Annotated in this window: 11 protein-coding genes; 2 read left to right on the top strand and 9 right to left on the bottom strand. The window is 64.7% G+C overall.

Annotated elements, in window-relative coordinates; translation table 11 throughout:
* Positions 1 to 250: 250 nt before the first annotated feature.
* Together ACRWQA_RS08025 and ACRWQA_RS08020 are read right to left on the bottom strand one after the other, a co-directional pair.
* Positions 251 to 2,713: a DUF3141 domain-containing protein gene (locus tag ACRWQA_RS08025; RefSeq protein ID WP_434230233.1), complete on the bottom strand. Its 2,463-nt coding sequence runs from the start codon at positions 2,711 to 2,713 to the stop codon at positions 251 to 253.
* Between the two features lie 144 nt (positions 2,714 to 2,857).
* Complete coding sequence (locus ACRWQA_RS08020) at positions 2,858 to 3,871, bottom strand: ATP-binding protein (RefSeq protein WP_434230230.1); 1,014 nt, start codon at positions 3,869 to 3,871, stop codon at positions 2,858 to 2,860.
* 33 nt (positions 3,872 to 3,904) lie between these two features.
* On the opposite strand from ACRWQA_RS08020, the gene ACRWQA_RS08015 reads away from it, so the two are divergent.
* Complete coding sequence (locus ACRWQA_RS08015; protein ID WP_434230227.1) at positions 3,905 to 4,894, top strand: LysR family transcriptional regulator; 990 nt, start codon at positions 3,905 to 3,907, stop codon at positions 4,892 to 4,894.
* 182 nt (positions 4,895 to 5,076) lie between these two features.
* On the top strand, positions 5,077 to 6,129 hold the full coding sequence (gene lipA, locus ACRWQA_RS08010; protein ID WP_263580349.1) for a lipoyl synthase: 1,053 nt from the start codon (positions 5,077 to 5,079) through the stop codon (positions 6,127 to 6,129).
* A gap of 114 nt (positions 6,130 to 6,243) precedes the next feature.
* Here the strand turns inward: lipA and lipB are convergent, their stop codons facing one another.
* The 7 genes from lipB to mrdA all read right to left on the bottom strand — a co-directional run bounded on the left by lipB (position 6,244) and on the right by mrdA (position 13,769).
* Positions 6,244 to 6,921 (bottom strand): lipoyl(octanoyl) transferase LipB, encoded by a 678-nt coding sequence (gene lipB, locus ACRWQA_RS08005; protein ID WP_434230222.1) that lies wholly within the window; start codon positions 6,919 to 6,921, stop codon positions 6,244 to 6,246.
* A gap of 22 nt (positions 6,922 to 6,943) precedes the next feature.
* Complete coding sequence (locus ACRWQA_RS08000) at positions 6,944 to 7,252, bottom strand: HP0495 family protein (RefSeq protein WP_434230219.1); 309 nt, start codon at positions 7,250 to 7,252, stop codon at positions 6,944 to 6,946.
* Between the two features lie 76 nt (positions 7,253 to 7,328).
* A complete protein-coding gene (locus ACRWQA_RS07995) occupies positions 7,329 to 8,546 on the bottom strand; it encodes a D-alanyl-D-alanine carboxypeptidase family protein (protein WP_412031174.1) in 1,218 nt (405 codons plus the stop codon).
* Between the two features lie 51 nt (positions 8,547 to 8,597).
* A complete protein-coding gene (locus ACRWQA_RS07990) occupies positions 8,598 to 9,578 on the bottom strand; it encodes a septal ring lytic transglycosylase RlpA family protein (RefSeq protein WP_434230215.1) in 981 nt (326 codons plus the stop codon).
* Positions 9,575 to 10,636, bottom strand: a complete 1,062-nt coding sequence (mltB, locus tag ACRWQA_RS07985) for a lytic murein transglycosylase B (RefSeq protein ID WP_263580354.1) — start codon at positions 10,634 to 10,636, stop codon at positions 9,575 to 9,577. Before mltB ends, ACRWQA_RS07990 begins: the two co-directional genes overlap by 4 nt.
* Before the next feature lie 61 nt (positions 10,637 to 10,697).
* Positions 10,698 to 11,858 carry a rod shape-determining protein RodA gene (gene rodA, locus ACRWQA_RS07980; RefSeq protein ID WP_434230212.1) on the bottom strand — a complete coding sequence of 387 codons (1,161 nt, stop codon included), beginning with the start codon at positions 11,856 to 11,858 and terminating at the stop codon, positions 10,698 to 10,700.
* 3 nt (positions 11,859 to 11,861) lie between these two features.
* A complete protein-coding gene (gene mrdA / locus ACRWQA_RS07975; protein WP_263580356.1) occupies positions 11,862 to 13,769 on the bottom strand; it encodes a penicillin-binding protein 2 in 1,908 nt (635 codons plus the stop codon).
* Between the last annotated feature and the right edge of the window lie 19 nt (positions 13,770 to 13,788).

Raw genomic sequence — 13,788 nt, 5'->3', positions numbered from 1 at the left:
CTGGAGCCCCACCTGAACGGTTCCGGCCCGCCTGTCCTCGGCGGACGATCCTCGCGGGGTGAAAAATCCGCTTACCCTACCCCAGCAACCCGTTTCACGCCAGTCGCTTCCACCATGGCGGCAGTAAAGCAACAATGTGAAAGTAGCATCAAGTCGCTCATACCGTCGTTGCCACGCTGCGATTGCCAAACGGCCAGCGCCCCTGCCGAAAGCGGCAGGGGCGCTGAAGCGACCTGACGAAACCTCTCGCTCAGCGCTTGCGCGGCTTGCGCGAAGCGCCCGGCTTGTTGCTAGCCTCGCTCTTGGTAGCGTCGGGTTGGCTAGCGGCGGCGGTTCGCTTACGCGCCTTCGAGGCTGGCGACTTCACCTTGGCGGAACGACTGGCCTGGTCAGGCTTGGCAGCCTCGGGTTCGGCATTGAGCAAGTTCGCCACCTCGCTACGGGCGGCTGCCTCGGCCTTGGCCCCGGTCGCCACCTCGTCATGAAGCTCGGCCAGCGCCTGACGACGCTCCGCGGGGTCGACGCGCTCCAGCGCCTCGCCGAAAAGCTCGCGAATGTGCTCGTAGCGCTTGCTGGCGTGCTCGGAAAGCTCACCGCTGGCTGCCAGCACATGGTCGATATGATCAAGCGACGCACGGATCGCCTCGGCTCGCTCTTGCGCCAGAAGCTGGGGAATCGCCGCCAGCGCCGCGTCACGATCCAGCTTGAGGATGAAGAACTGTTCGCGCACTAGATGCTTGAAGTCGGAGAGGCTGCTGCCCGGCTCCAGCTCGGCGCGCGAGGCCCGCAAACGCTTGAAGTTGCGTTCGTCGGTCGTGGGCGCCCCGCCCAGCACGTGGATCACCGAGCGCATCACCGCCTCGTGAATGCCGCCCTCGGCCACACGGTGGCGCAGCTCGTCCTGGCGCCGTTCGAGGAAGCGACGATGCTCCGGCTCGCTGCCGGGTTGACGACGATGTACATGAGCGTCACCGCCCAGGCCGACCATGGCTTGCAGCAGCGGCTGGCCATATACCGCCAGGAAAAGGTGTTCGGTACTCTGGTCGCGGATCTCGCGCCAAGTATCCAGTCCACGGGTGATCTGCTCGGAAACGGCCCTCTCCATGGTGCGCAGGATGTTGTCCTCGGGGACGGGATGGCGATCCTCGCGGACCCACTCGGCCAGTACCGGGAGCGGCACCGACAAGGGGTTGCGATCCGACAGCAGCTTGTAGCCCAGGCGGATCGGATGCATGCGGCGCATCAAGCGGGCCGCCTCAGGGGTGATCACCGCACGAATCCAGGGCTGCACGAACAGTCGATACAGCCCCAGGTTGATTTCCGAGATTCGCGCCACGGTGGCGAAGCGAGTGTCGTCCTCTTCGCGATGATGGAGCACGTCCCGGTTGAGCCCCTCGATGGAGCGCGCCTTGAACTCGAGCAGGTAGTCGCGCTCGAGCAGCTCGGCGTCGTCCCGCTCCTTGGCGCTGGTCACCGTGGTCTCGTAGAGCCCCGGTGGCAACACGTCGATATAGTCGATGTTGGCGGTAAACTCGGCGTGCTCCTTGCGTGACACGCTGCCCGACACGAAGATGCCCAGGTGGCCGGTAGTGTCATGCACGCAATAGACGATGGTCTGCTCGCTGGCGACGATATCGTCGGTATCGCCATAGAGGTCGCGTACCCAGCCCAACGCCTGTGGCGGTGGCGTGATGTCGTCGCCCTGGGAGCAGAACACCACCACCGGCGAACGCACGTTGCGCAGGTCGATGCGACGGCCGTCCGAAGTCACCAACTGCGCAGTGGAGAGCCGATTGCCGACGAACAGGTTGTCGACGATGTACTGGATCTCCTCGCCACCCAGCACCACATGCCCGCCCCACCAGCGCTCGAAGTTGAGATAGCGTTCGGCCTCGGTATCGACGTTGGCGTAGAGACGGTACTGCTTGCCCCACCAGGTATTGGCTGGGTTGAGGCGCTCGAAGTTCTGCACCAGCAAGGCACCGTCGAACAGGCCGTCGCCCAGGTCGCTGGCGAGGGTCGTCATCCAGCTGCCCCCGGTCATGCCGCCGGTATAGCGCATGGGAGCCCTGCCCCGCTCGCCAGCCCAGTAGGAGAGCGGCGCACCGGCGATCAGGATCGGCCCGAAGCAGTCGGGCTCGAGCGAGGCCGCCATCATGATCTGCCAGCCCGCCTGGCAGTTACCCACTACCATGGGCTTCTCGCACGACTCCGGATGATCCTCGATCACCCGGCGCAGGAAGGCGATTTCCGCCTCCACCACGTCCTCGACCGTCTGGCCAGGCTCGGGATACGGCAGAAAACCGATGAAGTAGCAGGGGTGACCGGCACGCAGGGCAACGCCTATTTCGCTGTCCGGCTTGAAGCCACCGATGCCGGGACCATGTCCGGCTCGCGGGTCGACGACCACGAAGGGACGCGCCTGGAGATCTACCTCGACGTCGGGTGGAGGCAGGATGCGCATCAGTTCGTAGTTGACCGGCCGTGGCAGACTGCGGCCGTCCATTACCACCTCGGCGTCGAAGCCAAGCACGTTGGGCTTGGTCTTCTCGATATGCTCGAGATATTGGTTGCCTCGCTCGCGCATCACGTCCATGTACAGCACGCTGCGTTCGACGGCGTCTCGCCAGTAGTCGAAGGCGGCACGGCCGAAACCAAATGGGTCCAGAAAGCCGAGGGCTTCTTTGGAGGGTGTCGGCAAGAGTGAGTTCATGTTCGGCTCCAGGTTTCTCGATGCCGAACACATCGACATCGGGAGGAGTAAAAATGCTGCAATGCAACAAGCATAGTACGCCCTGCATCACATCGGCGCAGCCGTTTTGTCGATTTTTTGTGACTGAAGCGCGAGCTCGCTCGGTCATTCTCTCACGGCATCGCCATCCATGCGTCCGGGACTGCCCTGCCACTCGGCTAGCGCGCGACGTTCGCGGCGGCTGGCCTCGGCGCCATCTCGCCCCCAGACCAATAGCCGCACCTCGTCCTCAGCGTTGGCCCGGTAGGGCCGGTCGAGCCTGACCCCCGGGCCACCGCCCAACTGTCCCGCCACCGACGGAAGCAGGCGCCAGCGGGCCTGGCCCGGCCGTCCCGGACCATGACCCATGTGCCCAACCCGGGGGCGCCGGAGTCGCTCCCCCGCCACCAGACGAATCTGCTCCACTGCCAGGTCGAGACCGGTCAGAACCTCGGCCAGACCCTCGTAGCCCGTCAAGCCAGGGCGCATGCCAACGAAACCCAGCCGGTTGTCGGCCAGCGAGAAGCTCAGCGTTGCCAGGCCGACCAAGCCAAGCGAACGGGCACCCTGCACGGCAAGTTGTCCAAGATAGGCACGTTGCTCAGGCGTCAGGCGCTCGCTCGGCGCCATGACGAATCTCTCGCCGAGCAGCTCGTGCTCGACCAGCGCCACCGCCTGGCCGCGACAGTCGGCCAATACCGGCAGGTGCACCCGCACCGCCTGCGCCGACGTCTCACCCAAGGGCAACCTCGCTTCACGCATCAATTGGCGCATGGCATCGTCATTGCACATGGCGGCGACGAGACCCTCCCGCGGGCCGATGAAGGCCAGACCGGCCCGCGCACAGGCACGGGCGAGACGCCACTGTTCCTCGGCTACCGCCTCACCCGGGTGCAATGCGTCGCAGCCCAGTTGCCGGGCTCGCTCCACCAGGGCATCGCCGACCGCGCCGCCGCTGTCGTGCCAGACCAGCTCGAGTTCGGTGCAGGCCTGGCCGGCGCGCAACGCAGCCAGCCCGCTGCCCGCCAGCATGACACCACGCCAGCCTTCCTGGCGCAGGGGCGGCGACTGCGGCTGCCTGCCAAGGCTCCCGGCATGACCCTGGCCGCCGGCAGTGATAGCATGAAAGGGCTTTTTCAACGGGCCTCCCCGACCCCTGTAGCGGATTGATCGATGATGACGCCTAGCCTGCTGAACCGCCTGACCTTTCGCCAGTTGCAGGTGTTCCAGGCCGTGCATCGCCAGCAGTCCTACTCCCGCGCTGCCGAACAGTTGGGCCTGACCCAGCCCGCGGTCAGCGCACAGATTCGTCAGCTCGAGCAGGCCTTGGGGCAGCCGCTATTCAAGTACACCGGCAAGACCCTGCACGTACTACCGGCAGCCGATGCCCTGGCAGCCTCGACCCAGGCCATCTTCAGCCAGGTCTCGCGCCTGCAGATGACCCTGTCGGACATGGACGGCACGATCTCCGGGGAGCTGAACCTGGCGGCCGTTTCGACGGCCCAGTACGTGGTACCACACCTGATCGCCCGCTTCCGGGCCCATTACCCCAACGTCCAGGTGCGACTGCAGGTATGCAACCGCAGCCAGGCTCTGGAAAGGCTGGCCGCTCGCCGCGACGACCTGGTGATCATGGCGATGGTGCCCGAAGACGATGACAACCTGGTGTTCATGCCGTTCCTGGAAAATGAGCTGATACCCATCGTCTGGCCCGGCCACCCACTGCTCGAGGCTCACTCTCCCACTTTGGAAGACCTGGCGCGGCACTACCTGCTGATGCGTGAGTCGGGCTCCGGTGTGCGCACCGCCTTCGAGCAACTCGCCGCCGAGCAGGACGTTGCGCTCCAGCATACCATGGAGCTGGGCACCAACGAGGCGATCAAGCAGGGCGTCATGGCGCACCTTGGCGTCACGGTACTGCCGCGGCTGGCCGTGCGCCTGGAGATCGGTGCGGGATTGCTGGCCGAGCTGTCCCTGCCGGGCTTTCCCATGCGCCGCTCCTGGTGCACGGTCTACCCCAGGGATCGCTTCCCCACGCCGGTGACCGAGCTGTTCCTGCGCTTCGTACGCGAGCGGCTGGGCGAGATCCAGGCGCATTTCAAGGCGCCGCCCCAGCCGATGCCCGATCACGGCGTGGTTTGTCTGCCGATACCTCCCGACTGAGGGTTTCCCTACCGAACCCCAGCTCCCGCCGCTGTGCCAGGCAGGCGCGGGTATGATAGATTACGGGCCTGCGACCATCGTATCAATTGCTGGCCATGCGGGCTGGTGCTGCCCCGGAACATGACGCTTCCCAGCACCACGGCATGGTTGTGGCAGCCGCCGAGTGGAGGGGCTCACACCCTATGAGCGACAACACCTCAAAGCGCGTGCCGAGCGGCGCGAAGTTCCGCACCGAGCATGGCTTTGCCGCCATCAAGGATGGCATCAAGCAGCGCAGCCAGGCCGAGGAACGCCCCGAGCCGGGGCGCAAACCGCCATGGCTGCGCGCCCAGATTCCCGGCGGCGGCCGCTTCGAGGCGGTAAAGCGCAACGTCAACGAGCATCGCCTGAGCACCGTGTGCGCCGAGTCCCACTGCCCCAACATGGGCGAGTGCTGGAGCAACGGTACCGCCACCATCATGCTGATGGGCTCGGTATGCACTCGCGCCTGCCGCTTCTGTGCCGTCGATACCGGCAACCCGCGTGGTTGGCTGGATAGCGAGGAACCGGCCAATACCGCCAAGTCGGTGGAGCTGATGGGGTTGCGCTACGTGGTCTTGACCTCGGTCGACCGCGACGACCTTGACGATGGTGGCGCCGCCCACTATGCCGAGTGCATCCGGGCGATCAAGACCAATACCCCGGCGGTGGTGGTCGAGGCCCTGACGCCCGATTTCGATGGCGACCCGGCCGCCATCGAGCGAGTGGTCGATTCCGGTCTCGAAGTATTCGCCCAGAACGTCGAAACGGTGGAGCGGCTGACTCATTACGTGCGTGACCCGCGCGCCGGTTACCGCAAGACCCTCGACGTGCTGGCCCATGCCAAGCGTTACCGCCCCGATGTACTGACCAAGACCAGCCTGATGCTGGGACTCGGGGAAAAGGACGAGGAGATCCTCGCCACCTTCGACGACCTGCGCGCCATCGGCGTGGATATCGTCACTCTCGGTCAATACCTGCGCCCCACCCGCAACCATCTGCCGGTGGAGCGCTGGGTCACACCGGATGAGTTCGAGCGCTATCGCCGGCTGGGCCTGGAGAAGGGCTTCATGGAGGTTGCCTCCGGCCCCTTGGTGCGCTCCAGTTATCGTGCCGACCGCGTGTTCGAGAAGAACAACCTGGGCCTGGCCGCGCCGGCCGAGGTGCCGGGCCAGGAAGCCGACCCCAACCGCATCCAGGCGGTCAACGTCGGCTGAACCCAGCCCGCCCCCATGTGACTCAAGAACGAAGGACTGCCAGTACGACGAAGGCGACCCATCGGGTCGCCTTCGTCGTTGTTGCCCTATCCCGCCGCAGTTAACGGCAGTTGATCAATCGGCGCTCGCCTCGGTGATGACTGGCCGCTTCGCCAGTGCTGCCTCTTCGACCGGCTTCAGGCCACGCCCAAGTTGTTGCGCCAGGCATTCGGCAAGCCGCATGCCGACGCGCTCGGTAGAGAGCGGCCGACTACTCAAATCGGCCAGGCGCGCCATGGCCATACCGGCGTAGCCGCAGGGGTTGATGCGCTGGAACGGTGCCAGGTCGACATCGACATTGAGCGCCACGCCGTGATAGCTCGCGCCACGCCGGATGCGCAGGCCCAGTGAGGCGATCTTGGCTTCGTCGACATAGACCCCGGGGGCGTCCGGGCGCGCATGCGCCTCGACCCCGTGCTCTGCCAGTACGGCAACGACGGCGTTCTCCAGCGCCGAGACCAGGTCACGAACGCCCAGCCGGGCCCGACGCACGTCGAGCAACGGATAGAGCACGACTTGCCCGGGTCCGTGATAGGTCACTTGGCCACCGCGATCCGTTTGCACCACCGGGATGTCGCCCGGCATCAGCAGATGCTCGGGCTTGCCAGCCTGTCCCTGGGTGAAAACCGGATCGTGCTCCACCAGCCAGAACTGATCCGGCGTCGACTCGTCTCGACTGTCGGTCAGTTCCCGCATGGCCTGCCATACCGGCAGGTAGGGTCGCCGCCCCAGACATAGGAGCGCGATGGGCACGTCAGCCTCCTGGCCGCTCAACTCACACCACCATGTGCACGCGCCCGGTGGCCTTGAGCTCGACGAACAGCGCCTTGAGCTGGGCTTCCCCGGTGGCACGCAGCGTCAACCGCACCGACTGGTAGCGGCCATTTCGGCTCTCCACCACTTCGATGCCGGATGCATCGAAGCTGGCGTCATGGCGCAACACCACCTGACAGACGCAAGCCGTGAAATCCTCGGCAGCATCGCCCACCACCTTGATCGGATAATCGCAAGGGAAGGTGATGGTCGGCGCCGAGGCCCCCGCAGCCGCTGGCTGACGCAGATCGTGCAGTTCGTTGTCTGACATGGCTCTCTACAAGGTCTCGAAGAAGATTCCGAGCATTTTACTCAACTATTTCCCGTCGACCAAGCGTGCATCGCACCTAGAACCAGCCGCTGAGCAGGTTACTGAAGAAGCGACGCACCTGGTCGAACAGTCGCTTGAACAACCCGCCCTCCTCGATCGACTCGAGGGCAACCAGGGGCTGCTCGCCCACGATCTCGTCACCGAGACGCACCTCGAGCGTGCCCACCCGGTCGCCGAGGCTGACTGGCGCGGTCAGATCCTGACGAATATCCAGGCGCGCATTGAGCTCCTGGTTGCGCGCCCGCGGCAGCGTCATCGCAACGTCGTGGTCGACGCCGACACGCAGCTCGTCTTTTTCGCCGCCCCAGATACGCGGCGTGTTCAATACCGCTCCCTGCTCGTAGAGCTTGAGTGTCTCGTAGTAGCGGAATCCATAGCTGAGCAGCTTCTGGGTCTCCTGCGCACGCGCTTCTTCGGAGCTGGTCCCCATCACCACCGAGATCAGCCGCATGTCGTCACGCTTGGCCGATGCCACCAGGCCATAGCCGGCCTCGGTGGTCCAGCCCGTCTTGAGCCCATCCACGGTAGGGTCGCGCCACAACAGGCGGTTGCGGTTGGGCTGGCGAATATCGTTGTAGGTGAAGTATTTCTCGGAGTAGACCGCGTAGTGCTCCGGGTAGTCGTTGATGATGTGCTGCGTCAATATCGCCATGTCGCGTGACGAGGAGTATTGCTCGGGATGCGGCAGGCCGGTGGCGTTGGCATAGTTGGTATTGAGCATTCCCAGGCGCGTCGCATGCTGGTTCATCATGTCGGCGAAGGGCTCTTCCCCACCCGCCAGGTGCTCGGCCACGGCCACACTGGCATCGTTGCCCGAGGCGATGATGATGCCATGCAGCAGATCACGGATGGCGACGTCGGTATTGACCTCGATGAACATCTTGGAGCCGCCGGTACGCCAGGCGTTCTCGCTGATGCGTACCATGTCGTCCATGCCGATGTTGCCGCGATTCAGTTCACGCTCGACCAGGTAGGCAGTCATCAGCTTGGTCAGGCTCGCCGGTGGCAGGCGCTCGTCGGCGTTGTGTTCCACCAGTACCCTGCCGCTGTCGGCATCCATGAGAATCCAGGACTTGGCCGCGATCTGCGGCGGCGTCGGTATCATGGTCTGGGGTTGAGGCTGGGGTTGGGGGGCCGGCACCGCCTGAGCCAGAGCCTGGGAGACGACCACCAGCAGGCCGATAAGGGCCAAGGTCAGAAGCCGCGAACGGAAACGGGAATGCAGCACTTGCATGGGCATGGATCTCATCGCTACGTCGAGAAGGGTCTAAGGTAAGCGCGCCGATCAGTCGGCACCGTTGACGATAAAAGCTTGATCAAAACCGGCACGCCTCAGTTCGTCGCGGACGGGCTCGACCTGACCTGCATGGGCCAGGGGGCCGACCTGAACGCGGTACATGCCGGTGCCATCCGCGACACGCACGGGGTGAGACAGCTCACGCTCGAGACGCGCCTTGAGCGCTCTTGCATTGTCTGCCGAACCCAGTGCTGCTATCTGCAGGAAGATCGGCACATCGCGCTCAGCCTGGTCGGTTCCACTGCGCGCGGCATTGCCGGGAGTCGCGTTGGCGTTCGCCACCGAGTCATTCGCTGGCGTCACCGCAGCACGGGGCGTCGATGCAGCCGGCGCTTGGACAGCGGTCGCGGCTGTCCGGTTCGTTTCGCTGCCGCCATTTTCCGCCAGCCAGACCACGGGGTCGATCGCCTCGACCTTCACCCGACCGGTGCCGCGGTCAAGGATATCGAGTCTTGCCGCAGCGGCATAGGAGAGGTCGATTTCACGATCGCTGTGAAAGGGGCCGCGGTCATTGACCCGCACGATCACCGAGCGGCCGTTGTCCAGGCTGGTGACACGCGCATAAGTCGGCAGCGGCAATGAGCGGTGCGCCGCACTCATCTTGTACATGTCGTAGATTTCGCCATTGGATGTGGCATAACCGTGGAACTTCTCGCCATACCAGGATGCCGTACCCTGCCGTGCGTAGCCACGCGCATCCGGCAGCACACGATAGGTCTTGCCCCACACTTCGTAGACCGGTCGATTGCCCCCCCGCGAGGGCGACTCCACGCGCGGCACGGCATCAGGGATCTGGCTCACGTCGGGCGGGTCTTGCGGGTAGGCGTCGCCGCTCAAAGCGTAGCGCTCCCCCGACGCCGCGGCAGGCGCCGCTGCCTGGCCGTTTCGCTGTGCCGGGACGCTCGAACCGCTGCCGGCACAGCCTGCCACCAACGTCGTCACGACCAGAACCACCCACAGCATTTTCACTGCACTTCCTCCTGCTCGGCAGCCACCGAAGCGGACAACGGAAAGGGTTCGAGATCACGCAGATCCGCTATCGCCTCGGCCAGCTCGGTCACGGCCATGGCATACAGGTGGCTATGGTTGTAGCGAGTAATGACGTAGAAATTCTCGCGCCCCAGGCGATAGCGCCACGTCTTGTCGTCGACTTCCAATGCCAGCGGAATAACCAGCGACTCCTCATCGAACTCTGCCTGGGGCACGATTCCCGCCCGCTCCAGCTCGCCCACAGCGAGGTACGGCCGCTGGGTTCGATTGAATTCAATTGCCCCGGGGGGCGTGCCGGGCCCTTCGGCCTCGGCATAAATGGGTTCGTCGCGGCGCCAGCCATGCTTGGCGAAATAATTGCCTACGCTACCGATGGCATCGACCGGGTTGGTCCACAGGTCACGCTGGCCGTCGCCGTCGAAATCCACCGCATAGGCACGGTAGCTGCTGGGAATGAACTGGGGGTAGCCCATGGCACCGGCATAGGAGCCCTTGAGGCTGCCGGGCTCGACCTCCTGCTCATGGCTGATCTCGAGAAAGGCGGCCAGTTCACCGCGAAAGAAATTGCCGCGAACCGGGTGGTGGAAGGCCAGCGTGGCCAGCGAATCAATGACGCGGTGTCGTCCGGTGAAACGGCCGTAGCTGGTCTCGACACCGATGATGGCGGCGATGATCTCCGGTGGCACGCCGTACTCGGCCTGGGCACGTGAAAAGGCGTCGTCGTGGGCCTCGATGAAAGCGGCCCCACGGGCAATTCGCTCCGGCTGCAGAAATATCTCGCGGTACTCGTCCCAGCGCAACCGACGCTCCGCCGCCCCTTCCATGGCATCGAGCACACCCTGCTGGAAGACGGCGTCATGCAGTGCCGTCTCCAACCAATCCCGCTCGATGCCGCGCTCGGCGAGTTCCTCCAATAACTGCCTGGCCCCCTCGTGCTCGGCAGGGGCAAAGTCCGCGGCGTGCAGCGTCGGCACCAGCAACCCTAGGGCCGCGGCCACCGCACCGCCGGCCCCTTTCCACTTTCTCGATGGCTTCATGCTTGCGCCACTCCCTGACTGGGGCCACTTCGTCCGGGCCCGTGCCACGCTGCATCTGCCATTAGCGCGGCAGCAGGCGACGGTGCCCATGAATGGACATGAGAATACCGAATCCCGCCATCAAGGTCACGCTGGAGGTCCCACCATAGCTGACCAATGGCAGAGGTACCCCGACCACTGGCAGGATGCCGCTGACCATGCCCACGTTGACGAACACATAGATGAAGAAAGTGAGAATGATGCTGCCACCCAACAGACGCCCGAAGGTGTCGTGCGCTGCGGCGGCTAGCCACAGCCCACGGATCACGATCAGCAGGTAGAGCAGCAGCACGAGCAGCATGCCCACCAGACCGAACTCTTCACCGAGTACCGCCACGATGAAGTCGGTGTGCCGCTCGGGCAGGAACTCGAGCTGGGATTGGGTCCCCTGGAGCCACCCCTTGCCCCACAGGCCACCGCTGCCGATGGCAGTGGTCGATTGAATGATGTTCCAACCGGCCCCGAGGGGGTCGCTTTCCGGGTTGAGGAAAGTCAATACCCGCTGACGCTGGTAGTTGTGCAGGTTCATCCACAGCAGGGGAAGCGCCGAAGCGGCGACAACGGAGAGAAAGGCAATGAAGCGCCAGGAGAGCCCTGCCAGCAGCACCACGAAAACCCCGGCACACCCCACCAGCAGGGAAGTCCCCAGGTCCGGCTGCTTGGCGATCAGCACGATGGGCAAGCCGAGCAGCGCCGCGCACACCAGCAGATCCTTCCAGCGCGGCGGCAGTGCGCGCCGGCCCAGCCATGCCGCCAACATCAGAGGCATGGCCAGTTTCATCAGTTCGGAGGGCTGGAAGCGAATGACACCGGGAATCTCCAGCCAGCGCTGGGCGCCCATGCCAACGTCGCCGACGAGTTCCACCGCGACCAACATCAGCAGGCCAACGCCATAAACCAGCGGCGCCCAGCGCAGCAGGGTCGCAGGAGGTAGCTGGGCCAGCCCTACCATCACCACGGTCGCCACCAGGAAACGCGTGCCCTGGGCCATGACGACTTCGAGTCGCTGCCCGCTGGCGCTGTAGAGCACTGCCGAACCCGCCACCAGCAGTATCAGCAGCAGCACCAGCAGCCAGGGGTCGAGATGCGTTCGCTCCCAAATGCTCTTGCGCCGTGAAATACCGCTTTCCGGCGCCCGTACCGGCCGCGCTCGAAGCCCTCTGGTCAATCCCATCAATGCCATCGCTCAGTTCCCCGCCACGCTGCCGGTGTCATTCTCCATCACCTCACGCACTTCCTCGACGTCGGGGGCCTCCTCTTCGAGCAGCCAGGCGTCGGTCATGGCTCGCGCCAGGTGTGCGGCATGGGTGCTCCCACCGCCGGCATTCTCCACGATCACGGCGACGGCGATCTGCGGATCCTCCAGCGGGGCAAAGGCCATGAACAGTGCATGGTCGCGCAGCCGCTCGGCAAGCTCTTCGGCGTTGTATCGCTGGTCCTGTCCCAGTGAGAAGACCTGCGCGGTGCCGGATTTGCCGCCCATGCGGTATTCGAGATCCACTCCGGTGCGCCTGGCCGTGCCCTCGTGACCGCTGAGAACCTTCTCCATGCCGGTGAAGATTCGGTCCCACCAGCCTTCGTTGCTGATGACGATATCCGCGGGAGTGTCGGGCAGTTCCGTGGGTACCGGGTCGTCGCCGACTAGCTTCGCCAGACGCGGCCTCACCCATTGGCCACGGTTGGCAAGCACCGCGGTGGCCGTTGCCAACTGTAACGGGGTGACCTGCCAGTAGCCTTGGCCAATACCGACAGAGAGCGTTTCGCCAGGGTACCAGGGCTGGTTGAAGCGAGCTCGCTTCCAATCCCGCGACGGCATCAGGGCGCCGCTTTCTCCGTACACGTCATGGCCGACGCGCTGGCCGAAACCGAAGGCACTCATCTGCTCGTGCAGGCGATCGATGCCCAAGTCATGCGCCAATGAGTAGTAATAAGTGTTGTTGGAGACGGCAATGGCGCGCTCCATGTCGACCCTACCATGTCCCCAGCGCAGCCAGTTGCGGTAGCGACGGCTGTCGTTGGGCAACTGATAGAAACCGGGATCGTTGATGGTCTTCTCGGGGGTGATGACCCCCTCGGCCAGGCCGGCCAGCGCCAGGAACGGCTTGATCGTCGAGCCTGGCGGATATTGGCCGCGAATCGCACGATTGAACAGCGGCAGGTCGATGTCCTCCTGCAACGCACGGTATGAGGCGAAATCGATGCCGGTGACGAATTGATTGCTGTCGAACCCGGGCGTCGAGACCATGGCCAGGATCTCGCCGGTTCGGGGGGCAATGGCGACAATGGAGCCGCGCCTGCCATCGAGCAGCTCGTAGGCCAGATTCTGCAGCTCCCTGTCGAGCGTCAGGGTCAGGTTCTGACCGGGCACCGGGTCGGTGCGGCCGAGCTCACGCAACACCCGTCCCCGCGCATTGGTCTCGACCTGGCGCAGCCCGGCCTCGCCGTGCAGCACGTCTTCGTAGAAGCGCTCCACCCCGGTCTTGCCGATGAAGTGAGTGCCGGCATAACGGCCGGGGTCGAGCGTCTTGACCTCTTCGGCATTGATGCGTCCCACGTAGCCCAAGGCATGGGCCATGATATGGGCATCCGGGTAGTAGCGCAGCAGTTGGGCCTCGACCTCGACCCCCGGCAGGCGATGCCGGTTGACTGCCAGCCGGGCGATCTGCGCTTCGTCGAGATCACTCATCAGCAGCGCCGGCTGAAACGGCCGCTGGGGCTGTCGTGCGCGAATGCGAAAACCTTCGGCCTCTTCCGGCGTCAGCTCGAGCAGCTCCTCGAGCCGATCCAGGGTGGCATCGAGGTCGTCGACCCTCTCGCGCGTCAGGGTCAGGTTATAAGTGGGGCGATTCTCGGCCAGCAGAACGCCGTTGCGGTCATAGATCAGCCCTCGTGTCGGCGGCAATGGCTCCACCCGCACACGATTCTTCTCGGAGCGGGTGGTATAGACCTCGTGCTGGACGACCTGCAGGTACACCAGCCGCCCGGCCAAGAGGCCGGTCAAGAGCAGGATCGTCAAAACGGCCAGGAACGCGCGCACACGAAAGATACGCAGTTCCTGCTCGGGGTTCTTCAGGGTCTCACGGCGGTCGCGCATGCCGGAAATGGTCTCGACT

This window comes from Billgrantia sp. C5P2, from assembly GCF_051062895.2.
Note: the sequence above shows the minus strand (reverse complement) of the source record. Positions and strands in the feature narration are given on the sequence as shown.